The following is a 25,883-nucleotide window of genomic DNA, read 5'->3' as shown; positions in this document are numbered from 1 at the left end:
AGAGGGCGGCAGCGGCTGCTGAGGCTCGGGAACGGGGACACGGCGGTGTCCGGGCCGGGGGGCGCACCCGAGGCGATCTACCGGTTCATCTACGCGATGCTCCTCGGAGGCTCGTCCGGCGCGGAATCTTCCTGCGTCCCCTCAGTCCCCTCAGCACTCTGACCCACTCCTGGTAAGAGGAACGGAGGTATACACGAACGTTGCCGGTCGGGTTTGCACATTTCGGAGATCATGCATGCTATCCCGCAATACGACCGAGTCTCCGACGCCGAGCGTCACCTCGCCGTCTTCCAGGATGACGATCAGTTCATCGCTGAGCATCGTGATCACATGCAAAGAAGGGTCTGTGTGGAGATCCGGTTCTGCGAGCTCGTCGCCGTTCGCGGTCGGCACCGTAAGGATCCGCACGATGCTCCTTCGGTCGGTGCGGCAGGCCCCAGCGTCCAGTCGGGCTTCGGCCGATCGTCCGCTGCGGCGGGGATACCTCGCTGTTGCCACACCTCCTGCAGCAGGATTCCATTGGGGAGCCGAGTGCAGGGCATGTCCCGCTCGTCGGCGACGACCGTGGACGCCCCGGTGTCGTTGATGCCCACGATCACGCGACGAGCAAAGGGGGACAGGTCAGGGTTCTCGCGGTGCATGGGGTTGTCCCTTCTGGTGGCGCGGGCATCCACGGGTGCACAGGTGCTCATCCGACGGGCGACGGGTTGGGAGCGTCAACCCACAGGTGGAGTAGCCGCGTTGTTCCCTGTTCTGCCGCGCTCGACCTGCCTCACGCCGTGGCCCAGTGGGTCACGGTGTCATCGTCACCCTGTTGTCGTTCACCGCCGCAGCCGTCCGCACCCTGTAGTGGCAACGCTGCAAGAGGTCAATGGAGGGTCAGCGGATCACGCTGATGTGAACCGCTGAGACCACGCAGGGCCTGTCGGTCCGATTTCGCCAGGCGTGCTTGGTGCCGCGCTGAATGATGGTGTCGCCCTGTCTCATGGTCGTCTCGCCCGCGTCGAGCAGAACGCACGCCTCCCCGGAAATCACGGTGACGATATCGATCGTGTCCGTCGTGTGCATACCGGGGGCATCCGTGGGATCGACCGCGTCCCCGGCACCCGACTCCGCCAGGATCCGCGCATAGCCTCCCTCGTAGTCCCATTCACTGTCGGGAGCAAAGGCCGTGATGACGTAGTTGTACCCGGCCGGCGGCGGCGGGATGATCGAGGCGCCGCCGGGACCGTTCGGCGCCATCACCGGCGTCGGCACTTGCGTCGCCTGCCACAGGTGATTGCGGGTGTAGCCGTCGGCGACGAGTCGGTCAGTCGTCGGACCGTCACTCACGAACGTCGACCTGCCGTCGGCATCAAGTGCGGTGACGATCAAGCGCGACTGAAATTCGCGATGCTCTCCAGCCATGATTGTGGACCCTTCCATGTTGTGATCTGTATTCCACCGAACGAGGCGGGGGCGGAGCACACTGTGAACGCACCGCCCGGCGGAGAGCGCGGGCATACCGCAGCCTCCGCCGTTTCAGGAGCACATCGCGCTCCTCAGGAATGGCGACGACTCGGTGACGGCCACGATCGGGAAGGAGCCCTCACCGACATCAAGGACAAGGGGCGCACTCCGCCCCGACGTCCGGAGGTCGCGGCTCCCTGGTGCGGGTCTGCTCCGGCGGACGACCGCGCCTCGTACGAAGTCGCATCTCGCGATTCCGTCGGCCTGAACCCTCGTGATGGGTCCGGACCGACGGACAGGCGCGAGTCAGATGCCGACCGTCTGGCCGCCGTCGATGACCATTGCATGGCCGGTCGCGAATGCGCCGAGATCAGAAGAAAGCCAGAGCACCGCGGAAGCGATCTCCTCGGGCCTGCCCATCCTGCCGACGGGTTCCTGACCGATCACTCGGGCCCGGCCTTCGGGGGTGCCGCCGGAAAACCTGTCCATCATCGGGGTCTCGATGATGCCCGGGCAGACCGCGTTGACCCTGACGCCCTGCGCGGCATAGTCCAGGGCCACCGATTTCGTCAGGCCGATCAGTCCGTGCTTGGCGGCGACGTACGCGGCCTGACCTCCGATACCGACGACGCCCGCGCCGGACGAGGTGTTGACGATAGAGCCGCCGCCGTTCTCGAGCATTGCGGGGATCTCATACTTCATGCACAAGAAAGCGCTACGCAGGTTGACGTCGAGCAGCCGTGACCACTCATCCTCGGAGATGTCGACGAGGGGGGCCGGCGGCTGTTCGATGCCGGCGTTGTTGAACGCGACATCGAGGCGACCGAATTCCTGGACCGTCCGATTGACAGCGGCCTGGATGTCGCTGGAGGAGGTCACGTCGCACTTGACGGCGAGCACCCGGCCACCGTGCTCGGCGGCGATCCGAGCCGTCTCTTCGTTGCCGACCGTGTCGATATCGGCCACCACCACGTCGGCGCCTTCGGCCGCGAACGCTGTCGCCGTGGCGCGGCCGATGCCGCTACCGGCCCCGGTCACGAAGACGACCTTTCCGGCGAACCTGCGTGCAGTCATCTTGGGTCTCACTTTCTGTCATGAGGGAACCCGGTATCTGCCGATCCGGCGGGTCGGACCGGCAGATACCGAGGAGGGCGGGGTGGCGTCAGGTCAGGGGCGCTCGGTAACCGTGCCGGTGTAACGGTCACGCAGTTCAACCTCGAGCTCTTCCAAGGTGCGTCCCTTGGTTTCCGGAATCCAACGAACTGCGAACAGCGCCGCCAGAACGTTGAGCACCATGAATCCGGAGAATACTGCCATCGATCCGATCCGCTCGGCGAGGATCGGGAAGAGGAACGAGATGAGGGAATTGGCGAGCCACAGCCCGCCGAGGGAAGCGCCCATGGCGAAGCCGCGGATCGGCAACGGGAACAGCTCCGAGAGCACGAGGAAGCCTGTGGTGCCCAGGAAGGTCACCATGAACGCCGTCACGAGCAGCATGAAGAACAGGATCAGGTACGAGCGCAGGTCCGAGTCGGGCAGCAGATACGTGACGAGGAGCCCCAGGTGTGAGGCGGCGACACCACCGAAACCGAGCAGCATCATCTTGCGACGCCCCATCACACCGAGAATCCACATACCCACCACCGTGCAGACGATCATCGTGATGCCGACGGTGACGGAGGCGAGCAGTGACGCGGATCGGGTGAGGCCGGAGTCCTCCAGCACGGTCGGCGCGTAGTACATGACCACGTTGATGCCTGTGGTCTGCTGGGCCATCGCCAGGATGATGCCGATCAGGATCAGACGCTTCATCCACGGCTCACTGCGCAGAGTGGCGAAGACGGAGATCTTGCCCTGGATCTCGTCCGCTTCGACGATGGCAGTGATCTGCTTGTACTCGGCCTCCACCCGGCTGGCGACGTGCGCCCGCTGCAGAGTGAGTCTTGCCTCCGACCACATCTTCTTGCTCGCGTACCAACGAGGGGTGTCGGGCAGGCTGAGCATGCCGACAAGAAGCCCGACGGCCGGAATGACAGCGACGCCGAGCATGTAGCGCCACACGACATGGTCGTTGATCAGGTTGGCGAGCACCGCGTTCATGACGAATGCCAGGAACAGGCCTATGACCAGCATGAGTTGGTTCACCGTGACGATGCGGCCCCGCTGCGAGGCCGGCGCCATCTCGGCGAGGTACAGCGGAACGACGACGGATGCGACGCCGACGGCGTAGCCGAGCGCGATGCGCGCCACGATCAGGAAGGCGACGCTGGGAGCCAGAGCACAGGCGACCGTACTGATCACGAAGATCACGCCGGCGATGACCAGCGACTTCTTCCGCCCCACACGGTCAGCGATGGGGCCGCCCAGAAGCGCACCCGCCGTCGCACCGGGGAAGAGCAGCGAGGTGACGACAAGCCCCTCGGTGACGGCGGTCAACTGGAAGTCCTCGTTGAGGTACACCAGCGCGCCCGCGATCACGCCCGTGTCGAAACCGAAGAGCAGACCACCCAGGCTGGCGATCACGGTCAGCCGGAGCATGAATGTTCTCGGGTCCTCGCGACCACCCGTGGGGGTCAGGATTTGTGTGGGGGTTGAGGTGTCGGACACAAGGTCTCCCTAGAGGTCGTCCCGTAACCACGAGGTGATGGTTGGTGCGTTGGTCGGGTATGGGCGGGGGTGTTCTCGGCTGAAGATCCGAAGTGGATCGGGCCGTTCTTCGGACTGATCAAGGTGCGATCGCCGAACTCGTCGCGCTGGTGCGGCGGCGTGGTGGTGATGTTCAGCCGGGCGGGGTGCGGTGGCTGCCGTTGGCCGACCGTGTGGTGCTCGTGGTGGCGACCTGTCGGCGTTGCAACCGCGCGCTGCGGCAGGTGGCGCCGTAGTCCGAGGTGTCGAGGCCGGCGGCGGGCCGGATCCTCGATCCCTTGCCGGCGATCTCGCGGGCCGTCGGCTCCGCAAGGACGCCGTCTCCCACAAAAACGGCACGAACCATCGCTTTTCTACCAGCTCCCAGGTCGTCGTCGCCGTCGACAGCCGCTCGGCCATGGCGGTCGGCCCGCTTCCCGGCGGTCGAGCGACTGTCGGGCCTGCACGGAAATCCGGGATCGGCCGGGCCTGCCGCGGTGCACCGACGATCGCTGACGTCGGCTACCAGGGCGGGGGGCCTGCTCGGCATCGCTCGGCTCCACAACCTGGCCCTGACCCGATAACTCATGCCCCGCACGGGACAACCTTGTGGGCCGGGCTGAGGGTATGAGTTCCGCACGGGTCGATCGACATTGTTCGGTCATGCGTCTTACTGCCTTTGGCCTGGTGTTTCGGTGCCCAGTGGCACGGACGTGACGCCCTGTGGGTGCACGGCTCGTTCGCGCCGAGGTGGACCGTCTTGATCAAGGCAAGCTGCTTGCTCTGCCTTGACAGTTGGGGCGAAGCGCCCCCGGCTCAGCTGTGACGGTGCACACATTCCCTCGTTGCAAGCCGGACGTTATCCTGCATTGTGGGATTCAGTCAATGGTTCGACTGGTCGGCCCGCCTGCGGCGGAGTGACAGGGGTTACGGACAATGCGGGCAGCCCGGCAAAGATCTACACGGAAAGGTCTGATCGCGTTGCGCGCAAGCACCGAAACAGTGAGGCTGCTGACCGAGTACTACGCGGCCATGGAGGCGAACAGCCCCCAGGAGTTCGGCTCCTACTACGCGGAGGAAATGACGCTGACGTTCGGAAACAGCCCAGAGATCAAGGGGCGAGAGAACATCATCTCCGCCTTGCGCGGCAAGCTCGACGAGGTCCTCTCGCTCGGACACGACCTCGTGAACGTGTGGGAGGAGGAGGGCGGGGTCGTCTTCTTCGAGTCCATCGGCCGTTGGACGCTTCACGATGGGACGGTGATCGAGATCAAGGCGGCTTCCAAGATCACCATTGCCGACGGCAAGTTCGTCGATCAGCGGATCTACGTGGACAACGCCCCCGTATTCGAAGCCTTGGAGCGACAGAACGGCTAGAGATCTTTAAGGGTGTGGGTTACGCGGGGTCGTGACGGCTGTCGTGGGCCGCGCTATGCCAGAGGGATGAGGTATCCCGATGGCGGAGGGCTGACAGCTGACGAGCGGGTTCGGCGTGAGCGGGTCCGGTTGGCGGCCGCCGATCTGATCGAGGCAGGTGCCAGTGACCGGGAGGTGGCCCGGCGGTTCCGAGTGACCCGGATGTCGGCGAACCGCTGGCGGCGGGCGTTGGCTTCGGGCGGCCAGCAGGCCCTGGTCCTCCAAGGGCCCGGCGGTGCCCGCTGTAAGCTCGATGCGAGTCAACTGCGTGTTCTGGAAATGGTGTTGGATGCCGGGCCGGTCGCTGCCGGCTAGAGCGACCAGTGCTGGACTCTTGCGAGGATCGCGGAGGTCGTGCGACGCCGGTTCGGCGTGGAGTACAACCTGGCCGGGCTGGACCTGCTGCTGCACCGCATCGGCTGGAGTGTGCAGGTCCCCTCACGCAAGGCCACCGAGCGGGATGAGGAGAAGATCGCCGCCTGGAAGGACGAGCAGTGGCCCGTCATATAAGGACGGCGGCGGACCTGGGCGCCTGGCTCTGTTTCGAAGACGAAGCCGGCCAGGGGCTGAGGCCGCCCAAGGGCCGTACCTGGGGCCGACGCGGGCACACACCCGTCGTGCGGGTTACCGCCGTGGGCAGCAAGCGCGTCGCCATGGCGGCGCTGATCTGCACCAAGTCCGGCCACCGGTCCCGGCTGATCTACCGCATCCACCTCGACCGCGGCCCCGCCAAAGACCGGCGCAAGGGCTTCAAAAGCTGCCGCATGGTGCGGCTGACGAGCACCCGCACCTGGGGGTCGAGCCCGTGCTGCGGGAACTGCACATCCCCTCTTCCACCTACTACCGCTGGCGCCAGGCCGAGAAGGACCCCTGCGAGCGGATCCACCAGGACACCGAGCTGACCGGGCAGATCCGGCAGATCCACCAGGATTCCGGCGGGATCTACGGATCGCCCAGGATCCATGCCGTCCTGAAGCGCGAGGGCGTCCATGTCGGCCGCAAGCGGGCCGGCCTGGCTCATGCGCCAGGCCGGCCTGGCCGGGATCAGCCCCCGCAGGAGCAAGAGCTTCACCCGCCGCGATCCGGACGCCGACCTCGCCCCTGACCTGGTGCAACGCGACTTCACGGCACACGCGCCGAACCGGCTGTGGGTCACCGACCTGACCATGATCCCCACCCTGGAGGGGCCACTGTGGCTGTCGGCGATCCGCGACGCCTTCTCCCGCAGAGTCGTGGGCCGCCCCGGCGACTTCATCGGCGACCGACCCGTCAACTCCGTCATCCAACCCGCTGGTCGTCCCACAACACACCTCTCTGAACAGGAGTGTTGCTACGAATGGTTGAACCCGGTCAATACACGTCCATCAAGCTCACAACACGCTTGGTCGGAGCAGGTGTTCAAGCGTCCATGGGCTCGGTCGGCGACTCTTTCGACAATGCCCTGGCGGAGAACCTGTGGATGCTGGTCAAGACCGAGTGCATCCGCGGACGGACTTTCGGCACCAGAGCCGAAGCGAATCTCGCGCTCTTCGAGTACATCGACGGCTTCTACAACCCCCGCCGCATCCCAAAAGCGCCTCGGCTACCTCAGCCCCATCGAGTTCGAAGAGAAGCACTACGCCGACCAGACAACGGCCGAACCAGTGAATCTGAAACCACGTCAACCCGCCCTGACCCGCTAGTCAGCCACTCCCGCGCAGCGGGGGAACCTCACTTATGACGCCGACAGCACACGGGGCCGCACGGTCACAGTTCCATGTAGACACTCTTGGTGTACAGATAGGTGTCCATGTGCGCGGCACTGCCCTTGGAGCCGTACCCGCTCAGCTTCGTTCCGCCGAATCCGACCAGTGGATCGATGTGGCCGTAACAGTTCACCCACATCGTGCCGGTGTGCACGCCGTGGACCACGCGAAGTGCGGTGGACAGATTCTGTGACCACACCGCTCCGCCGAGACCGTAGTCGCTGTCGTTGGCGACGGCGATGGCCTCGTCCACGTCATCGAACGGCAGGATCGACAGAACGGGGCCGAAGATCTCTTCGCGAGCGATCCGCATCTCATTGGTCACACCGCCGAAGACGCTCGGCTGCACGAAGTATCCGTTCTCGAACTCACCCCCGAGCCGCCCGCCGCCGCGGAGCAGTTCAGCCCCTTCGTCCCGCCCGACATCGATGTAGGACAGCACCTTGTCCAACTGGGGCTGGGAGACGACCGGGCCCAACGTGACGGCGGAGTCCAGGCTGTTTCCGACCCGCAAGGTATCCATGAACGTCAGCAGCCGCTCGGTGAACTCGTCGACGACGGACCGCTGGACGAGCACCCGAGTCCCGGCGAAACAGATCTGACCGGAGTTGGCGAAGACTCCCATCGCCGCTCCCGGCACCGCCTTGTCCAGGTCCGCGTCCGCGCACACGATGTCCGCCGACTTGCCGCCCAGTTCCAGCTGCAGCTTCTTGATGTTCACGGCGGATGCCCGGATGATGCTGCGGCCGGTCTCGGTCGAACCGGTGAAAGCGATGCGGTCTACATCGGGATGGGCCGCCAGCGCATGGCCGGCTTCCTTGCCCAGACCGGTGACGACATTGATGACCCCCGCCGGCACTCCGGCTTCGTGCAGGATCTCGGCCACCCGCAGCACCGACAGAGATGCCTCCTCGGACGGCTTGAGCACAGCCGTGCACCCGCTGGCCAGAACAGCACCGATGATCCAGAACTGCCCGTTGAGGGGGCCATTCCAGGGAATGATTCCGCCGACGACCCCGACCGGGGCCTTCAACGTCATCGTGGCGACATTGCCGGGGATACCGTTCATCAGGGTCTCCCCTGTGATGTTCGCCGCCTGAGAGACGAAGAACGACAACATCTTCATCAGGGCCGGCTTGCTGTTGCGCAGCCTGGAGACAGGGGCGCCCATGTCCATGGCCTCGATCTGAATCAGTTCCTCGAATCTCTCGTCGAGGATCTGGGCGATGCGCGTCAGCAACGCCTGGCGTTCGTAGGGAGTCCAGGTGCTCCACCGGCCGTTGAATGCCTTGCGTGCGGCGAGGACCGCGCGGTCGACGTCGGACTGATCGCCGGCGGCAAGCAGCGTCAGGACCTCACCGGTCGACGGATTGACGGTGGTCAGTGTCTGTCCAGACGCGGCCGGGACGCTCTGGCCGTCGATGAAGAGTTGGTGCACGTCGCGGGAGAAAAAGCGCCGGGCCTGCTCGCACAGAGGGGAGCTTTGCTGGGATGTGGTCATGGGTGTCCTCTCACCTAACCTGTGATGCTGCGTCAGTCAAAGATGAAGACGCCCTTGCCGATCTTTCGTCGATCGAACAGCTCGTAGGCCCGCTCCGCCTCGTCCAGCTGGAACTCATGCGTGAACAGCGATTCCACGTCCAGGCCGCGCTCGGCCACGAACAGGGCACACTCCTCCTGCAGGTTCTTGCTGAAGGTGAGTGAGCCTACGACGGTCTTCTGCAGCTGGATGAGTTCCTCGCTGTCCAGCTCGATCGGGCCGAAGACTCCGACCATGCACGCGGTTCCCCAGCGTCGGAGTGCCTGGACGGCTTGACGACGCACAGTGGGGTTGGCGCTGCATTCGAGGGACTTGTCCGCCCCTTCGCCGTCGCGGGTCAGTTCCCGAACAGCGGCCACAGGGTCATGCTCCTGCGCGTTGACGACGTGGTCGGCACCGAACTGTTTGGCCATATGCAGCCGGGAGGGCTCGACGTCGACGGCGACGACCCGAGCACCGAAGGCCTTGGCCAGCATGGTGCAACTCAGACCCACGGGCCCCTGACCGAAGATCGCCACCGTCTCGTCGGCGGACAGGCCGACCCTCTTGAGGGCCGCGAAGGCCGTTCCGGTGCCACATGAGATGGCCGCACCGGTCTTGAACGACAGTGCGCCGGGCAGACGGATGAGCGTGTGCGCGGGAACCTTCATGAAGTCGGCGTGTCCACCGTCGCCGTCCAGCCCGCCGTACACCGTGCGCGCATTCGGACAGTGCTGCGTCCAGCCGGAACGGCAGTATCGGCAGGTACGGCACCCGTCGTAGTGGTGGACCATGACCCGGTCCCCGTCCTTGGCCTCGCTGGGGCGCACGGCGTCACCGACAAGCTCGACGGTCCCACACGGCTCATGTCCTTCGATCACCAGCTCGGATCCGGTGCGCAGCGGGCCGTGGAGGTGATGGAGGTCGCTCCCGCACATGCCGGAGGCCTTCATACGGATCACCACTTCATCAGGCCCGGGCACCGGATCGGGGACCTCACGGAGATCGAGCTTGCCTTCGCCCAGGAAGAGAACTGCTTTCATGATCACAATCCCGTGTTGTCGAACGAGTCCAAGAACATGCGGGCGCCCGGGTCGACGGACGCGCGAGGTCAGCTACTGGTGTCGTGGTACTGACCCGCGGCGCGGGCCCGCTGCGTGGCCAGTTCGATCACTAGGTCAAGGTTGGGTACTGGGACCTGCGCCATTTCGGCCAGGTCGAGGGGGACCCGGAACATGGCGTCGATCTCCATGGGCCGGCCGGCCAGCATGTCCTGCGCGATGCTCTGGAGATGGCCGGACTTGGCCTGCTTGCTCAGAACCTCGTCGGGATCACCCGGATCGCAGCCCAGGGCACGAGCGATGGCGGCGCCCTCGGCTGCCATCGCCTTGGCGGTGCCGGCGATGGAGGGCTTGTCGAGGACGTCCTTCATGGCTGAGGCGGTGAGGATGCCCAGCGACCCCCCGATCAGGTTCATCAGCAGTTTGGCCCAGACCGCGTCACGGATCTCCGATGTGACGGTGACCTCCAGACCACTCGGGTTCAGAAGCGACGCCAGTGCGTCGAGCCTCGCGTCGGGCCGGCCGTCAGGGCGTCCGACGATCAGGCGGTTACGTGGATTCTCGGCGTGGATCACTCCCGGTGCGATCACGCTGCAGGCGGTGTAGGCCACGCCGCCCACGGCGCGCTGCGGACCGATGCGGTCCCACAGCGCCCGCTCGGGATCCAGCCGTCGAAGATGGGTGCCGTCCAAGGCCCCGCCGTGCGAGTGGAAGTACCACCAGGGAATGCCGTTGTTGACGAACAGCACCAGGCTGTCCTGGTGGAGCAGGGCACCGATGTGCACGGCGATGGCCGGCAGGGTGGGGGCCTTGACCGCGACAATGACGAGGTCCTGCGGCTCCAGCTCGCCGGGCCGGTCGGTGGCGACCGGGTGGGAGACCAGCTCTCCGTCACGGGTCTTCACCCGCAGTCCGTGCTGCCGGATCGCGGTCAGCTGCTCACCACGGGCGATCAGCGACAACTCGGCCTGGGCAGCGGCGAGGCGTCCGGCGATGTGCCCGCCCACGGCCCCCGCTCCGTACACGCAGATTTTCATGTGCGCTTCCTGTTCCGTGACGTACTGTTTCGTGACGCTTTGATCAGTCGAACTGCCGACGCTTCTGCGCCGCGGCGGCGCTCAGGAACGAGATGTCGTTGCCGGTCGAGACATAGCCGGCGCCGAGTTCCAGGTATTGACGGATGAGATCGGGCCGCCCTCCCAGGCCACCGATACCCGCGGTCTTCCCGTGTGCTCGGCAGGCTTCGATGACGTGGAGGAACGCCTTGTGCACCTGGTGGTGGTCCATCTGCCCCGCGACACCCAGCTCGACGCTGAGGTCATTCGCACCCACGAGGAGCATGTCCACGCCCTCTACCGCGGCGATGGCGTCCGTGGCATCCAGACCGGCCTGGGATTCGATCATCGCCACCACCATGGATGACTCGTCGAGTTCGCGGATGGTCTGATCGGCGGGGAAGGACCGGTAGTGCAGTTGGGGCGGTGCACCCGCCAGGGAGCGCTCTCCCAAGGGCACGTGCTTCACGGCACGGACCGCGGTGCGTGCCTCGTCAGCCGACTGCACGCCGGGCACGATGATCCCCATGGCGCCGGCATCCATGACTCTGGCGATGAAGGACGGGTCCAGGCCGGGGACACGGACGAGTGGAGTGACGCCCAGATGATTGCAGGCCATGCAGATCTGGCTCGCGGCTTCCAGGGAGAACGGGCTGTGCTCCATGTCGATGTAGACGGAGTCGAACCCGGCCGTGTGGGCGATGGCGGCGATGTCGACGGTCCGCACCAGCCGGACGGTCATCGAGTACACCGTCTCGCCCCTGGACAGCTTCTCCTTGACAGGATTGCGCAGCAGGCGGGTGGCTTCGTTGCTCATGTTTGACGGCTCCTGACCGACTCGGGGTGTCTCAGCCGAACAGAGTCGGCAGCGCTTGCGCCTCGTCCTCGAACCCGTACACGGATTTGACTTCGAGATATTCTTCGAGCCCGAACCTGCCCATCGAGCGGCCGGTGCCGGACTGCTTGTATCCGCCCATGGGCGTGCAGGAATCCGTGGGCGCGCCGTTGTAGCTGACGCGTCCGGCGCGCAGTCCGTTCACCACGCGGCGGGCGTTCGCCCGGTCGCCGCCGAAGACATAGCCTCCGAGCCCGTAGGGCGAATCGTTGGCGATGCGCAGGGCGTCGTCCTCGTCGCGGTAGGACAGAACCGCCATGACGGGGCCGAAGACCTCCTCCTGGGCGATCTTCATGTCCGGGGTGACTCCGGCGAACACCGTGGGCTGCACGAAATAGCCCCGGTCGAGACCGTCGGGGCGCTCGACGCCACCGGTGACGAGGCGGGCGCCCTCATCGAGAGCGCTCTGGATGTGACCTCGGACCGACATGTACTGGGCGGCGCTGACGAGCGGACCCATGGTCGTCGAGATCTCCAGCGGGTCACCCAGACGGTAGCTGCGTGCCTCGTCGGCCAGGAAGGGCAGCACCTGCTCCATCTGGCTTTCGTGCACCAGCAGCCGGCTGGGGGCGTGGCAGGACTGACCGGCGTTGAAGAAGCAGCGTTGGATGGTCCAGCGCGCGGCCCGTTCGAGGTCGGCGTCGGGCAGCACGATGTTGGCCGACTTTCCGCCCAGTTCGAGGCAGACCCGTTTCACGGTGCCCGCGGCGGCGGCGCCCACCTGCTTGCCGGCGCCGGTGGACCCGGTGAAGGAGATCATGTCGACGCCCGGGTGGTGGGACAGCGCGTCGCCCACCTCACGGCCAGTGCCGTTCACCAGGTTGAACACGCCGGGCGGCACATCGGCCTCGTGCAGCACCTGGGCCATGAGCACGCCGCTCGCGGCGGAGTTGAGACTGGGCTTGGCAACCACCGTACACCCGGCGGCCAGAGCGTAGATGGTCTTGATGATGCCGGTCTGGACCGGCCAGTTCCACGGTGAGATCAGCGCGCTGACACCGATCGGCTCGCGACGGACGATGGCGCTGCCCACCCGCGATTCGAAGGGGTAGTCGCGCAGGAGGTCGCGGGCCACCCTCATGTGCTCAGCCGGGCCCGTGACCTGAGCGCGGCTGCTGACGGGGATGCCGACCTCGCGCGCGATCAGTTCGGAGAAGTCGTCGATGTACGACTCGTACACGGCGATGACACGGTCGATCAGAGCGATCCGTTCGTCCGCCGAGGTGGTGGAGAAGCTCTCGAACGCGCGCTGGGCCGCGGCGACCGCACGGTCCACGTCCGCGGCGCTCCCCAGAGCCACCCGGGCGAAAACCTCCTGACGGGTGGGGTCGTCGAGCTCCCGCTCGTGGGGTTCGATCGGTTCGGTCCAGCGACCGTCGATGTATAGGTGCGGGTACTGCTTCATGGTCGGCGACGTCTCCTCGGGCTGCGTGGTGGCTTGTCGGACGGGTCAACTGCTGTGGGTGTAACCGCCGTCGCATGCGATCGTCTGGCCGGTGACGAACGCGGACGCCGGTGCGGCCAGGAAGAACATGACGCCGACCAGGTCGGTGGGGACCATCCCCCGTGGGATGCACTGCTGTGACGCCGCGCGCTCACGGGCCTCGACCGTGGGGTTGGCGGTGCGCTCGACCTCCGTGGCGACCATGCCCGGCCGCACGCAGTTGACGGTGATCCCGTGACCGCCCAGCTCACGCGCCAGGGAGTTGGTCATGCCGATCAACGCCGACTTGGAGGTGACGTAGTGCAGGTAGTTGACGACGCCACGGGTCACCGAATCGGATGAGATGTTGATGACGCGGCCGAAGCCCGCCGCGCGCATATGAGGGGCCACCGCCCGAACGCACAGATAGCTGCCGGTGACATTGACCTTCAGCACCAGTTCCCACTGCGCCACGGGGATCTGGTCGAACGGCCCCTTCTCGAGGGTCGCGAAGATCGAGGCGTTGTTGATCAGCACATCGACCCGGCCCCACCTTTCGATGGCGGTGTCGACCATCGCCTGGACGGACGCCTCGTCGGCCACGTCGACCCTGACGGCCAGACCAGCCCCACCGGCGTCATGGATCTCCTTGACGACGGCCTCCGCCTTGTCGATGTCGAGGTCGGCCACCACGGCAAGGGCTCCGGCCGCCGCGAACTGCCGCGCCAACTCGCGGCCGATGCCCTGGGCGGCACCGGTGACAAGGACCACCCGCCCTTCGACGCTGAAGTCCCGCGCCAACGCCGGCACGCCGGAGTCATAGGGGGTGTGAGTCAGGGGTGCCGTCATGGTCGATCCTCGTGGCTCGCGCTTCGTGGTGGACGTGCGGCAGGGGGTGGACAGAGGGCGTTGTTCTGGCCGCCACGCTCCCGCCTCACCTGGCCCGCCTCCAGACAGCCGCAAGTTCAATCTGTCTTGCATCGTGGGATCTTTTCAATCCAGTGGAGAGGCACCCCTAGCAGCTCTTGAACAGTATCCCGTATTATGGGATATCGTCAACGACAGGCGACTGGCCCTGAGCTGATGCAGGACACCTGCGGGCGGACGGGACGTCACAGCCCGTCGACTCTCGCCGCGGGGTGAGATCAATTGCGTGAGGGAGCAGAGATGCGCGTAGGCAAGGCATCGGACACCGGCGTCGAGCAGGTCGGAAGCATGCGTGAGGGAAAGCTCGACCAGAAGCACCTGCTGTTCGGCGAAGACGGCTCACCCAACAACTACGACCTGAACATGGGTCTCACGGGCGGTGGCGGCTGGCGGACCCCTCGCCACCGGCACAACTTCGACCAGATCCGCTACGTCATCCAGGGCACGCTGCCTTACACCGAGAACGACGTGCTGAAGGAAGGGTGGGTGGGGTACTTCCCCGAGAGCATCCACTACGGCCCCCAGGAGCGTGCCGAGGGTCTTCGGACCATGGTCCTGCAGTGCGGCGGCGCGAGCGGCGCCGGCTACCTGAGCGTCGCGCAGCGTGAGGCGACGAACGCCGAGCTGGCCAAGACCGGCGAGTTCAAGAAGGGCATGTACCACTACACGGACGGCAACGGTGTGACCCAGACCGTGGACGGCTCGCTGGCGATCTTCGAGCATGCCATGGGAGGCAAGCTCGAGTTCGCGACCCCGCGGTACACCGATGTCATCGCGATGGACCCGGATGCCTATGACTGGCTGCCGCAGGGCGAGGCGGGCGTCTCGGAGAAGTGGCTGGGGAACTTCACGGAGCGCGACCTGCGGATCGGGTTCGTGCGCCTGGAACCCGGCGCGGTGTACCAGGCGGGCCAGTTCCCCTCCATCGAGATCCTGTTCCAGACCAAGGGCAAGGTCACGGCGGGCGGTGAGGAGTACGGCCCCGAGACCGGATACGAATTCCTCGCCAACGAAGGTCCGGTGCCCGTCGAGGCCATCGAGCCGACCGAGTTCCTGCGCATGGTCCTGCACACGTTCTGACTCGCCACGGGGCAACGCGGTCCACGGCCCGCGTTGCCCCGTGGGCACCGTCCTCACGGCCAGGCCCCCCGCGATGCGCATACCGCTGTACTGGACATGTGCCGAAAGCCGGGCAAGCCGACGCTCGCGTGGGCAGACCTCTGCCGTTCTCGGGACCCGCAGGAACACCGTCGCGTGCCACGAGGCGGCATCGGCCGCCCGAGAGTCCGGCGGTCCCGCGTCCGCGGGACCGCCCTGGACGGCCGTACGAATGCAGGCCGCGGACGACCTGCGCATCGCACCCACGTGATCAAGCGCGATCTCGACTGACGTTCCCCCCCCTCAACTACTCGGAACAGGCCAGGAATTCGCCATGTCTCTCCCCCTCCACACCCAGACGCGGACCGTCCCCGAGGCCGCAGTGCTGGAAGGTCTGCCTCCAGTCCGCGAAGTGAGCGCCGCGGAAGTGGCCGCCCGCCTGTCCGGCGGCCCCCGTCTTGTCGTCCTCGACGACGATCCGACCGGCACCCAGACGGTCGCCGACGTGCCCGTCCTGACTTCCTGGACGGTGGACGACCTGCGCTGGGCGCTGCGCCAGGACAGCACCGCCTTCTTCGTCCTCACCAACACCCGCAGCCTGTCCCCGCAGGACGCCGCCGCCCGCAACCGCGAGGTGGTCCGCGCACTGCACGAGGCCGCGGCGGCCGAGGGCACCGGCTACGTCCTGGCCAGCCGCGGCGACTCGACCCTGCGCGGCCACTTCCCGCTGGAGACCGATGTCCTCGCCGAGGAGCTGACCGAGCTGGGCGTCGGCGCGCCGGACGGAGTGGTACTGGTCCCCGCCTACATCGAGGCGGGCCGACTGACGGTCGGCTCACAGCACTGGATGCGGACGGCCGACGGGCTGCTGCCGGTCGGCGAGAGCGAGTTCGCCCGCGACGCCACCTTCGGCTACCGCAGTTCGTCGCTGCCCGAGTGGGTCGAGGAGAAGACGGGCGGGCACGTGCCCGCGGACGAGGTCCTGCGCATCACGCTGGACGACCTGCGAGGTGGGGGCCCGGCGCACACGGCGCGACTGCTGTCCTCGCTGCGCGGCGGACGCACGGCCGTGGTCGACGCGGTGTGCGACGACGATCTGCGGGTCCTCGCCCTAGCCCTCGCCCAGGCGGAGGAGAACGGCACGCGGCTGCTGTACCGGGTCGGGCCGTCTTTCGTCAGGGCCCGCGCCGGACAAGAGGGGCGGGCCCCGCTCAGCCCGGCGGAACTGCGCCCGCTGCGCGGGGACGCACCGCACGGTCTCATCGTCGTGGGGTCTCATGTCGCGCTGACGACACGGCAGTTGGACCGGCTGCGGGAGCGGGGCGGGATCGCCGAGTACGAGCTGGACGTGGCCCTCCTGCTCGACGAGCAGCGGCGTGACGCCCACATCGCCGAGGTCGCGACCGCGGCCGCCGGCGCGCTGGACTCAGCCGACGCCGTGATCCGCACCTCTCGTGTGCTGGTGCCGGGTGTCGACGCGGACGACAGTCTGGCGATCTCCCGCCGGGTCTCCGCCGCGCTCGTGGAGGCCGTGCGCCAGGTGAGGGCCACCCGGCGGCCCGCCTTCGTCGTCGCGAAGGGCGGTATCACCTCCAGCGACACCGCCACCCACGGCCTGGAGATCCGTCGTGCCTGGGCCCGGGGCACGCTGCTGCCCGGCATCGTCTCGCTCTGGGAGCCCGCGGACGGCCCCTCCGTCGGCATCCCCTACATCGTCTTCGCCGGAAACGTCGGGGGCACCGACGCCCTCGCCGACGCCCTCGACCTGCTCCGGAGCGCCTGATGCTGCTGCACGGAACCGATGCCCTGAAAGAGGCCGCGGCCTCCGGTCACGCGCTGCCCGGGTTCGTCACCTACAACCTGGAGACACTCCAGGGGATCGTGGCCGCCGCCGAGGCCGCCGGGCGGCCGGTCCTGATCCAGGCAGGGTCCAGCCCCTTCAAGCACGCCGGGCGCCAGGCCCTGATGTGGCTTGCGCTGGACGCCGCCACTCACTCCGCCGCCCGACTCGGTGTCCACCTCGACCACTGCCGGGACCTGGAAGAGATCACGGCCTGCCTGGAGGCGGGTTACACCTCCGTCATGGTCGACGGCTCAGACCTGTCGTTCGCCGAGAACATCGCTCTGACGAAGGAGGCGGTTCGGCGGGCCCGGGACCACGGGGCCTGGGTGGAGGCCGAACTCGGTGCCCTGCCCGGTGACGAGGACGTCTCCACCGACGCCGTCGCCCAGACCGCGGCAATGACCGACCCTCGGCAGGCGGGCGAGTTCGTGGCCGCCACGGGAGTGGACGCCCTCGCCGTGGCCGTCGGCAACGTCCACGGCTTCACCAAGGAGCCGGTCCGCCTCGACCTGGAGCGGCTGGCCGCCCTCCACAAGGTGGTACCGGTCCCGCTCGTCCTGCACGGCGCCAGCGGTCTGCCCGTCGAGGAGCTGCAGGGCGCCCTCGCGCGGGGCGTCGCCAAGGTCAACGTCAACGCCGAACTGCGCCGCGCCTATCTGGAGGCCGTCCGCGCGGCCCTCCCGTCCACGTTGCCCGGCTCCGACGTCGTCTCCCTGTGGGCGGCGGGCCGCGACGCGGTCCGGGACGCCGCCCTGGAGGTCATCGGCCGCCTGAGCCCCCGCGCCGAGGGGGAAACGCTCTCCCTCCAGGGCGAGGCGGGCCACGTCCCGCCCGCCGCGTACGAGACCGGCCACCCCATGCGATCGACGAAACCCCAGGGCACCACCACGCTCTGACGTCTCTGTCGAACCCGGGGCGGTTCGCGCCGTCTGTCCCACGCTCTCGTGCCCTCCTCGGCACGCGGGCCGATGCCGCATCCTGAAGGAGCCACCATGTCCACCACTCCCTCGATCGCCGTGCTGCACACCAGCCTGGTGTTCGTCAGCGTCGAGCCGGTCATCAACAACTACCTCGCGGAGCTCGCGCCGGACGCCAAGGTCCTGCACTTCGTCGACAGCGACGTCCTCGCAACCGTGATGCGCGACGGTGAGATCTCACCTGCCAGCACGCAGCGCATGGTGCACCTGGCCCAGGCCGCGGAGGCCGCGCGGGCCGATGTCATCTTCTCCGCCTGCTCCTCGCTCGGTCCGGCCATCGACGTGGCCCGACGCCTGGTCTCCGTCCCGATCGTCAAGATCGACGACGCGATGACCGCGTCAGCGGTCAAGACCGCGGACACCATCGGCCTCCTGGCGACGGTCCCCACGACACTGCCGCCGACCCGTTCCCTCGTCGAGGAGAAGGCACGGGCGGCCGGTCGCGACGTCACCGTTCGGGAGCGGCTCTGCGAGGGCGCCTTCTCGGTGCTGATGTCCGGTGACCGCGACCGCCACGACACGATGGTGCTGGACGGCGCGCGGGCGCTGGCCGCAGAGGTCGACACGATCGTGCTGGCCCAGGCGTCCATGGCACGGCTGGCCCCCACGATCGCCGAAGCCGTCGGCAAGCCGGTTCTCTCCAGCCCGCGCAGCGGAGCGGAGAACGCGGTACGTGTGCTGCACGAGCAGACGGCTTGAATCAGGCTCTAACCTGTCCATGCCACAGAAGCGGTCTTTCCCGCCAGGCGGAGGCCGTGGTGTAGCGGGTGGTGGGATCGCGGTTGGTCGCGGGCGCCCTGGAGGGTCTCGCCTTTCAGGGGCGCGTGGCAGCTCTCGCGGGCGACAAGGTCCGCGCGGGCGCCTACCGCGCCTGCCGAAGGGGGCGCCCACCCCCAGAGACCGTTGCTCCAAGCAAGCCGGGAATCTCTACACAATATCCCATATGGTGAGATACCATGTCATGGTGACAGTGACTCAAGGCAGCGCGAGCCTGGCCAAAATGCTCCACATCATGGAGCTGTTCAGCGAAGCTGAACCCGTTTGGTCCACAACGGCCATCATCGAGGCTCTGGAGACCTCCAGGTCGACAGGCTATCGCTATATCAAGGCCCTACATGAGGCGGGCCTGCTCGAGGCGGTGCGCAATGGCCACTACACCCTCGGCCCGCGGATCATAGAGATGGACCTGCAGATGCGTCTGACGGACCCCCTGCTCCTGGCGGGCCAAGGCGTACTCAAGGATTTGGTGGACCGTATCGGGCACTCGGCCCTGCTGTGCACCGCGTTTCGTGATTCGGTCCTGTGTGTCGACGAATACCGCGCTCCACTGAGCCCTGAAAACCGGTTCAGCCGTGGGCAGCGGCGCCCGTTGTTCCAAGGGGCAATTTCCAAGATAATCCTGGCCCATCTCCCTCATCACCGCCTGAAAGCAATTTACGCTCGCCAGCAGAGCGAAATTGAGAATTCAGGGCTGGGCGGCACGTGGAGTGACTTCCGCACTACCCTGGGGAAGATGAAGAAAGACGGCTACGCCTTGACCATGGGAGAGTTCAACCCAGGCGTCTACGGCGTCGCCGCACCCATTCTCACCGATCAGAAGACCGCTTTGGGCAGCGTGGGTGTCGCCTGGAACGAGAGCGAACGGCGCGATGTCGAGGTCGAGCACGCAGTGCTCGCCGTCAAGCAGGCAGCAACGACTATTTCGGAACGCCTGATGGAGAACCAGCGCCGCTGATGTGTCCAAAGGTGCGGAATGATCCGATGCCGCCCAGCGCCATGTGCTGCACGACGGGGTATTCCTCTGGACCCGGCGAGCACGCGCGCGGTACTCCGCGGCCCGGGGCCGCTTTCAGCCGGGGGCGAACCCGTCCTCGCGTCGGCGGGATCGACGTCCTGGAATACTCCCCGGTCGGCAGATCCGACTCCACCGTACTGACCACTCCGGCCGACACCGAACCGTCTCATGTGCAGCACGAGATCGAGTTCCAGCTCTACGGGGCCATCACCACCACCAAGGCGGTGCTGGCCGCGAGGCGGGAGGCCGGAGCTGGAACTCCGCTGTACACCACCGGCGCCGGCTCGATCGACCCCGTGCCGCAGGTCGGCAATGTCAACGCGGCTGCGGCGGCGCTGCGCAACTGGGTGATCAACTTGCAGAAGGAGTTGGCGGGCATCGGTATCCAGGCGGCCCACGTCGGTATCGACGTGTCGATCGGCACGTCGGCCGTCCCCGGATTCCCGACGGCCCAGCCCGAGGAGATAGATCTCCCCCGTCTACTGGTACCTGCACACCACCAAGCGCGACCAGGCCGAACTCGTCTTCCGCCTCTGATGTACACCAGCTCCCAGGTCACACCCTGAACAGGCCCGGACTGGCAGCCGAGGCGCGATCGAGGAGAAGTTCGCGCTTCGTCGCGCGTGTTCCTGCGCATCGTGCTCGTTTGCTGGTCTCGGAGGTCGCGGCCTCCGGTGTCCTGGAGTCCACTCAGCGTTGGCACGGGGTCACCAGCGACTCGGCTCCGTCCGCTGGACTCGGCTCCGTCCGCTGTGGCGGTCAGGTGTAGGCCAGGAGCCTTCCCGCGATCGTGACACCCGACCACGACGTGAGGGAGACGACCGCGGCGAGCCGGGCGGCGGCAGGCGTCGGCTGGTCCATATCCCAGTCGGCCACGCTGCGGTAGGTCCGTCGATGGAAGATCAGGATGTTCAGACCTGCGAGCAGGATGAGGCCGAGCTTCCACGGAGCACTGCCACGGTCGGCGATGAGGCTCGCGCCGGGCAGGAACATGGCCATGCCGGTGGCTGCCGCGATCAGGAAGCCGAGGTGCGACAGGCGGAGCAGGTAGTTGGCCGCGGTCGTCACCCGCAGTGCCCGTCGGCCGAGCCCCAGCAGCCGAAGATCGAATGCTGCGGCCGGCCCTATGAGGAGGGCGATGCCGATGATGTGGACGCTTTCGAGCATCGGGTACAGGTAGGCCGTGCCACGGACGGCCTCGGCGAACCAGCCGTCCTCCAGCCAGGAGAAGACGTTGTCCATGACGAGCGCCATCACGCTCGGGGCGAGCGTCGTCGCAGGTAGAAGGCTCCACCTGCGATGACGGCGACCAGTACGCCACCGACCGTGGCCCACACCGCGACCGGTGACGTGCCCTCGGAGTCCGCTGAGGCAGACGGGGAATCCTGGTCGGCGTCGGCGGACGGTGCGTCGCCCTCCGGATACGGCACCGGCAGCGGCGTCGCCGGGAGTTCCTCGTTGAGCACCTGGTTGACAGGTTTCCCCTCTTCGTACCAGAACACGACCGGACGGAACTCGTCGGTGTGACTCCTGCCGACGTAACCGACGGCTTCGATCCGTTCGCCGTCTTCGAGCTCGCGGTCCAGGCCCCACATCCCCGTGAAGCTCGGCGGCGCGATGGTGACCTCCAGCTCCTCGTGAGAACCGCTGTAGGACGGTGCGGCGTTGATCGGGTCGCTGTCGGCGGCGTCCCGCAGTCCCTCAGGCAGATCGCGCTCGGGGGTGTCAGCGGGGAGATCGCTGTCGATGGTCACGTTGAAGTAGGAGTGCGGCTCGCCCCAGCGGACCTGCGAGACGGTACCCGAGATGTAGTAGAGGCGATCGGTATCGAAGTCGTCGAACCCGTGGTGCGCCTGTGCGGCACCCGCCGAAAACATGATGAGCATCGTCGCGGAGACCAGAGACGCTGTCGCCAGCCTGACGCGACGGGCGCCGGTGCGAGCCACGGGTGCGGCGATGGTGATGAAGTGCATACCGAGTCGATCCTTTGGGAGGGCTTGGGGTGTGCCGCAGTCAGTGAACCTCAACAGACGCCCTGCGAAGGAGGGTCAATTTTCTCCCAGGATCAGGGAGTCCCTGCCGTGAGAGGTACGTCCAGGGCACCTTCAGTGACTGACCTGGCACCTTCAGCAGGAGCTTGGTCGTCAGTCCTCCGTGCGAGGGTCCGAGGCTGTGGTCGGCCGGCTCGGTGGCGACGCCGTCGGGCGGTTTTCCTTATGCAAGTCCCCTTTTTTCCGCGCCCCGGCGGTGTGTTGGTGTGAGCCCGGCAGGCGCTGGAATTGACGTTGATCAGCTGTCGCCGACTTCATATCGGTGGCCGACCGGGCTTCCGTCCGTTCGGCAACAGCGACTCCAGCACTGCCCATTGTTCGTCGGTGAGATCTCCATGCGCCACGAATCAGGATCACCTCACGGACAAGATCCACTTTCGACACACGCCCTGACAGCCGTCGCCTGGTGCGGAGCGAAGCAGCACGACACGGGCTACCTGACTTCAGCAGGCCGGCTCTCCATCGTCCCCGTTGCCATCCCCACCGACACGCGCGTCGTCAGAATCCTCGCCTCGGTCGTGCTCCGGCGTTCCTGCTCGTCGAAGTTGGGTGCGGCGCAGATGAACATGGTGTGGCCGTCCTCCCCTCCGATGACGGACGAGAAGGGCATCATGCCGGGCACGATCTCGTCGATCACCTCGCCCCCTTCGCGCAGGCGCAGGACCTTTTCGGAACCGAGGTCGGCGATCCACAGCGCACCCTCGGCATCGACGCACATGCCGTCAGGCCACACGAGGAACTCCGCCTCGGCCTGGGCGAACTCCGTCGTTCTGGGCAGCGGACCGAACTCGGCCCACACCCGGTGATTGACGAGCCGCCCGTCGTCAGTCAGGTCGAAGGCGGAGATGCGGTTCCCGAAGGTTTCGTTGACGATGAAGACGTTGTCTTCGGTGATGACGCAGCCGTTCGGGAACCAGAGGTCGGTGGCGACCCGGGTGATCCGGCCGTCCGGATCGATCCGGTGAAGCGAGCCTGGTGCCATCGGGGCCCGGTGGTCCAGGTCGAATCCGAAGTCGCCGACATAAGCCCGGCCGTGCCGGTCGACGATGACTTCGTTGCAAAAGCCGTTGACATGTCCGCTCAGGTCGGCATGCACCACCATGCTGCCGTCGGCCTCGCGACGCAACAACGTGCGATCCCTCATCGACGCGACGAGCAGTCGGCCGTCGGGCAGCCAGGCCAGGCCGGACGGCTGTGCCGGGACTGTCGCCTCGACGCGAAGGTCGGAGCCGTCCTCCCTGGCCGACATGACGCTGCATGTGTACAGCTCTGAGAACCAGACCCGGTTCTCGTGCCAGCGGGGCGCCTCCACGAAGGTCCGACTGGGGATCAGTGTGTTGATCTCGTAGGTCACCGTTGTTCTCCAGTGCGAGCCGATTGGGTTGTCAGGCTGTGCGGACGCCGCGGTTGCGGGCGCGCTCGAGCGAGGCGTAGGCAGCGACGGCCACCAGCAGAATGCCCCCGTAAAGGATCTGCTGCCAGGCGTCCGGGATGTGCAGCAGCGGTGTGACGTTGTTCAGCAGGCCCAGGAACAGCGCCCCGAGCATGGCGCCGACGAACGAGCCGCGGCCACCGCTGAGCACCGCTCCGCCGAGGAACACGGCGGCGAAGCAGGGAAGGGTGTAGCCGGCGCCTACCGCGTTCGACCCCAAGCCGGTCTGGCTCGCGAGGAAGACGCCACCGATTACGGCGCCGAGGGCACAGAGAATGAGGCTGAGCACACGTACCCGGACGACGCGTGTCCCCACACGACGAGCGGATTCGCCGTGGAATCCCACAGCGCGCAGGGCGAGCCCGCCGCGGCTTCGACGGAGCCAGAGCTCTGTGACGCCCGCGATGACCACCAGCATGATGAACGCGGCCGGAACAAAGCCGATGCCCTGAGCGACGAGTGTGACGAGTTCCGGGGCGATCGCACCGTCCGGTTGCGGACGCAGGACGATCGCGATGCCCTGAACGATGCCCATGGTCGCCACCGTCGCGACGATCGGTGTCACTTTGAGAACTTCGATCAGTAGAACGTTGAACAGGCCGATCGCCAGGACTTCCACTGTCAACAGGCTCAGCGTGGAGAGGAGCGATGACAACCCGAGGTCGGGCAACGTCATGGAGACGATGACGACCGTCAGGCTCATCGTCGAACCTATGGAGATGTCCAGCAGGCCGGTGAACATCACGAACTGTTGACCGATCGCGACGAAGGCCAGCGGCAACGTGAGGATCAGCAGGTTCGCCAGGTTCGTCTTCGTCCAGAACACGTCGGACTGCGTGCCGGTGTAGAGCGCGACCATGGTGATCAGCAGCAGCAGGATGGCGATGGGCAGGTGCGCCGACACGCGGCCGACCAGCCGCCGCAGCAGTCCCTGGCCCTGGATCAGGGCGGGTCCCTGCTCTTCGGCCACATCGGTCGCGCTGACGAAGCCGCGCACGATCTCGGTCTCGGTCGTCGGCCCGCTGAGTTCCTGGACGACGCGTCCGCGCGACATGACGTACACACGGTCGCAGAGCCCCGCGAGTTCAGCCGAGTCGGAGGAGTTCACAAGGACCGCGATGCCCTCGTCGGCAGCGGACGCGAGGACGCGGTAGATGTCCATACGGGCCCGCGCGTCGACGCCCTGCGTGGGCTCGTCGACGATGAGCACCTTCGGCTGGCGCAGCGCGGGCCTGGCGAGCACGGACTTCTGCTGGTTGCCGCCCGACAGTCCGCTGACGGGTTGATACGGCGACGCCGCGACGATGCCCAGATCACGTTTCGCCTGCCGGAAGGCAGGCAGCAACCGTCGACTGAGCGACAACCCGGCGGGCCCGGCATCGGGGCCCAGCTGGATCGTGGCGTTGTCCATGACCGACATCGACTCGAAGACCGATTCGGCCGCCCGGTCGCCGCTCTGGAAGCTGATGCCGGCGTCGAGCGCGGTCGCCGGCGTGACGCGGCGCAGCTTCTTGCCGTCGACGCTGCTGGATCCGCCGGTCCGGTCGATGCCGATGACGCCGCGGAGCAGCGCTCGCTGGCCGTTGCCTTCGGCCCCGGCGACGCCGACGATCTCGCCCGCACGCACGTTGATCGACACCGGCCCGAACCCGCGACCGGAGAGCTCTTGGATGTCCAGCCGGACGGGCGACGAAGACGGCGGCGTACGCGTGGGGAACTCGAGTTCGGTCGGCGCGCCGACCATGAGTTCGACGATCTCGTCGACGTCCCAGTCCCGCGATTCGTGCGTACCCTGGATGACGCCGTCGCGCAGCACCGTGACACGGTCGGCAAGGCGCTTGACCTCGGCCAGTCGGTGGCTCACGTACACGATGGCGGCGCCCTCGTCGCGGGCCTGCTTGATGAGATCGCTGAGCTGCTCCGCCAAGCGCATGTCGAGCGCGGCGGTGGGCTCGTCGAGCATCAGTACGCGGGGGCGGTGGGCCATCGCTCTCGCCACTTCGAGCAGTTGGCGGGCGCCCGGGCCGAGAGCGGAGACCAGGTCCGTGGGCTTGAACGGGAGGTGGAACCGGGCGAGCATCCGGTCCAGGTCGGGCGGCCGCGACTCGCCGACGGCGTTGAAGCTGAGGGTGATGTTGTCGGCCACGCTCAGCTCGGGGACCAGTGAAGTGTCCTGGTAGGCGGTGATGAGTCCCAGGCGCCGGGCCCGCTGCACTCCGCCGGCACCGAGTTCCTCGCCGCCGATGAGGACAGTGCCCTCGTCCGCGCCCAGGACACCCGACGCGATCTTGATCAGGGTCGACTTCCCGGAGCCGTTCTCGCCGACCAGGGCGTGGACCTCGCCCGGGCGACAGTCGAAGTCGACGTCGGACAGTGCGCGAACGCCGGGAAACGACTTCGTGACCCCGGTGAGGGTGACGGCGGGGACGCTGCGCTCCACGTCCGTAGTGCCGGGGGTCCTGTCCTCGGCGAGATCGTCTGTACGCGGCATGATCTTCTCCATCAAGGATTCCTCCGCTGGCTGATTCGATTCTTCGGTTCTGGCCGGACCGGGCCTCGCCCGGTCCGGCCA

General features: G+C 66.9%; 22 protein-coding genes and 2 pseudogenes. 11 read left to right on the top strand and 13 right to left on the bottom strand.

Annotated features, from left to right (window positions below):
• Nucleotides 1–879 precede the first annotated feature (879 nt).
• The 3 genes from OG202_RS43000 to OG202_RS42990 form a co-directional block, all read right to left on the bottom strand.
• On the bottom strand, nt 880–1,407 hold the full coding sequence (locus tag OG202_RS43000) for a cupin domain-containing protein (protein WP_327726594.1): 528 nt from the start codon (nt 1,405–1,407) through the stop codon (nt 880–882).
• A gap of 348 nt (nt 1,408–1,755) precedes the next feature.
• Entirely contained in the window at nt 1,756–2,523 is a 768-nt protein-coding gene (locus OG202_RS42995) for a glucose 1-dehydrogenase (RefSeq protein WP_327726595.1), read from the bottom strand.
• A 93-nt stretch (nt 2,524–2,616) separates the two neighbouring features.
• A complete protein-coding gene (locus OG202_RS42990) occupies nt 2,617–4,056 on the bottom strand; it encodes a sugar porter family MFS transporter (RefSeq protein ID WP_327726596.1) in 1,440 nt (479 codons plus the stop codon).
• Between the two features lie 69 nt (nt 4,057–4,125).
• On the opposite strand from OG202_RS42990, the pseudogene OG202_RS42985 reads away from it, so the two are divergent.
• From OG202_RS42985 to OG202_RS46675, 5 genes and pseudogenes are all read left to right on the top strand, one after another.
• A pseudogene (locus OG202_RS42985) lies at nt 4,126–4,627 on the top strand (IS5/IS1182 family transposase); the annotation flags it as partial.
• A gap of 428 nt (nt 4,628–5,055) precedes the next feature.
• The gene (locus OG202_RS42980; RefSeq protein ID WP_327726597.1) at nt 5,056–5,451 is read left to right on the top strand and encodes a nuclear transport factor 2 family protein; all 396 of its coding nucleotides are present in this window, start codon (nt 5,056–5,058) and stop codon (nt 5,449–5,451) included.
• A 66-nt stretch (nt 5,452–5,517) separates the two neighbouring features.
• Nucleotides 5,518–6,266, top strand: a pseudogene (locus tag OG202_RS46680) (IS630 family transposase); the annotation flags it as partial.
• 29 nt (nt 6,267–6,295) lie between these two features.
• The gene (locus OG202_RS42965; RefSeq protein ID WP_328224514.1) at nt 6,296–6,595 is read left to right on the top strand and encodes an IS3 family transposase; all 300 of its coding nucleotides are present in this window, start codon (nt 6,296–6,298) and stop codon (nt 6,593–6,595) included.
• Nucleotides 6,596–6,826: 231 nt separating this feature from the next.
• Nucleotides 6,827–7,210, top strand: coding sequence for an IS3 family transposase (locus OG202_RS46675; RefSeq protein WP_405895826.1), 384 nt, complete (start codon nt 6,827–6,829; stop codon nt 7,208–7,210).
• A gap of 26 nt (nt 7,211–7,236) precedes the next feature.
• On the opposite strand, the gene OG202_RS42960 is transcribed toward OG202_RS46675, so the two are convergent.
• The 6 genes from OG202_RS42960 to OG202_RS42935 form a co-directional block, all read right to left on the bottom strand.
• Complete coding sequence (locus OG202_RS42960; protein ID WP_327726600.1) at nt 7,237–8,736, bottom strand: aldehyde dehydrogenase family protein; 1,500 nt, start codon at nt 8,734–8,736, stop codon at nt 7,237–7,239.
• Nucleotides 8,737–8,768: 32 nt separating this feature from the next.
• Nucleotides 8,769–9,797: a zinc-dependent alcohol dehydrogenase family protein gene (locus OG202_RS42955; RefSeq protein ID WP_328224513.1), complete on the bottom strand. Its 1,029-nt coding sequence runs from the start codon at nt 9,795–9,797 to the stop codon at nt 8,769–8,771.
• Nucleotides 9,798–9,865: 68 nt separating this feature from the next.
• Nucleotides 9,866–10,852, bottom strand: coding sequence for a ketopantoate reductase family protein (locus OG202_RS42950; protein WP_328224512.1), 987 nt, complete (start codon nt 10,850–10,852; stop codon nt 9,866–9,868).
• Nucleotides 10,853–10,895: 43 nt separating this feature from the next.
• On the bottom strand, nt 10,896–11,687 hold the full coding sequence (locus OG202_RS42945) for an HpcH/HpaI aldolase family protein (protein ID WP_328224511.1): 792 nt from the start codon (nt 11,685–11,687) through the stop codon (nt 10,896–10,898).
• A gap of 31 nt (nt 11,688–11,718) precedes the next feature.
• Nucleotides 11,719–13,170 carry an aldehyde dehydrogenase family protein gene (locus OG202_RS42940; protein WP_328224509.1) on the bottom strand — a complete coding sequence of 484 codons (1,452 nt, stop codon included), beginning with the start codon at nt 13,168–13,170 and terminating at the stop codon, nt 11,719–11,721.
• 45 nt (nt 13,171–13,215) lie between these two features.
• Entirely contained in the window at nt 13,216–14,037 is an 822-nt protein-coding gene (locus OG202_RS42935) for an SDR family NAD(P)-dependent oxidoreductase (protein WP_327726605.1), read from the bottom strand.
• A 318-nt stretch (nt 14,038–14,355) separates the two neighbouring features.
• Here OG202_RS42935 and OG202_RS42930 point away from each other — a divergent pair, with 318 nt between their 5' ends.
• The 6 genes from OG202_RS42930 to OG202_RS42905 all read left to right on the top strand — a co-directional run bounded on the left by OG202_RS42930 (nt 14,356) and on the right by OG202_RS42905 (nt 20,394).
• Entirely contained in the window at nt 14,356–15,195 is an 840-nt protein-coding gene (locus OG202_RS42930; RefSeq protein WP_327726606.1) for a hypothetical protein, read from the top strand.
• 352 nt (nt 15,196–15,547) lie between these two features.
• On the top strand, nt 15,548–16,996 hold the full coding sequence (locus tag OG202_RS42925; RefSeq protein WP_327726607.1) for a four-carbon acid sugar kinase family protein: 1,449 nt from the start codon (nt 15,548–15,550) through the stop codon (nt 16,994–16,996).
• On the top strand, nt 16,996–17,952 hold the full coding sequence (locus OG202_RS42920; protein WP_328224508.1) for a class II fructose-bisphosphate aldolase: 957 nt from the start codon (nt 16,996–16,998) through the stop codon (nt 17,950–17,952). Before OG202_RS42925 ends, OG202_RS42920 begins: the two co-directional genes overlap by 1 nt.
• A 96-nt stretch (nt 17,953–18,048) precedes the next feature.
• Nucleotides 18,049–18,732: an aspartate/glutamate racemase family protein gene (locus tag OG202_RS42915; protein WP_327726609.1), complete on the top strand. Its 684-nt coding sequence runs from the start codon at nt 18,049–18,051 to the stop codon at nt 18,730–18,732.
• A gap of 265 nt (nt 18,733–18,997) precedes the next feature.
• Nucleotides 18,998–19,768 carry an IclR family transcriptional regulator gene (locus OG202_RS42910; RefSeq protein ID WP_328224507.1) on the top strand — a complete coding sequence of 257 codons (771 nt, stop codon included), beginning with the start codon at nt 18,998–19,000 and terminating at the stop codon, nt 19,766–19,768.
• Nucleotides 19,769–19,998: 230 nt separating this feature from the next.
• Nucleotides 19,999–20,394 carry a hypothetical protein gene (locus OG202_RS42905; RefSeq protein WP_328224506.1) on the top strand — a complete coding sequence of 132 codons (396 nt, stop codon included), beginning with the start codon at nt 19,999–20,001 and terminating at the stop codon, nt 20,392–20,394.
• Nucleotides 20,395–20,587: 193 nt separating this feature from the next.
• On the opposite strand, the gene OG202_RS42900 is transcribed toward OG202_RS42905, so the two are convergent.
• The 4 genes from OG202_RS42900 to OG202_RS42885 form a co-directional block, all read right to left on the bottom strand.
• A complete protein-coding gene (locus tag OG202_RS42900) occupies nt 20,588–21,085 on the bottom strand; it encodes a hypothetical protein (RefSeq protein WP_328224505.1) in 498 nt (165 codons plus the stop codon).
• Nucleotides 21,082–21,801, bottom strand: a complete 720-nt coding sequence (locus OG202_RS42895) for a DUF6152 family protein (RefSeq protein WP_326574312.1) — start codon at nt 21,799–21,801, stop codon at nt 21,082–21,084. The genes OG202_RS42900 and OG202_RS42895 overlap by 4 nt, the downstream gene beginning before the upstream one ends.
• 511 nt (nt 21,802–22,312) lie before the next feature.
• Nucleotides 22,313–23,233: an SMP-30/gluconolactonase/LRE family protein gene (locus OG202_RS42890; protein WP_326574313.1), complete on the bottom strand. Its 921-nt coding sequence runs from the start codon at nt 23,231–23,233 to the stop codon at nt 22,313–22,315.
• 31 nt (nt 23,234–23,264) lie between these two features.
• Nucleotides 23,265–25,802 carry an ATP-binding cassette domain-containing protein gene (locus OG202_RS42885; protein WP_327750268.1) on the bottom strand — a complete coding sequence of 846 codons (2,538 nt, stop codon included), beginning with the start codon at nt 25,800–25,802 and terminating at the stop codon, nt 23,265–23,267.
• Nucleotides 25,803–25,883 lie beyond the last annotated feature (81 nt).

It is taken from the genome of Streptomyces sp. NBC_00310 (assembly GCF_036208085.1).
Taxonomy (GTDB): Bacteria; Actinomycetota; Actinomycetes; order Streptomycetales; family Streptomycetaceae; genus Streptomyces.
Note: the sequence above shows the minus strand (reverse complement) of the source record. Positions and strands in the feature narration are given on the sequence as shown.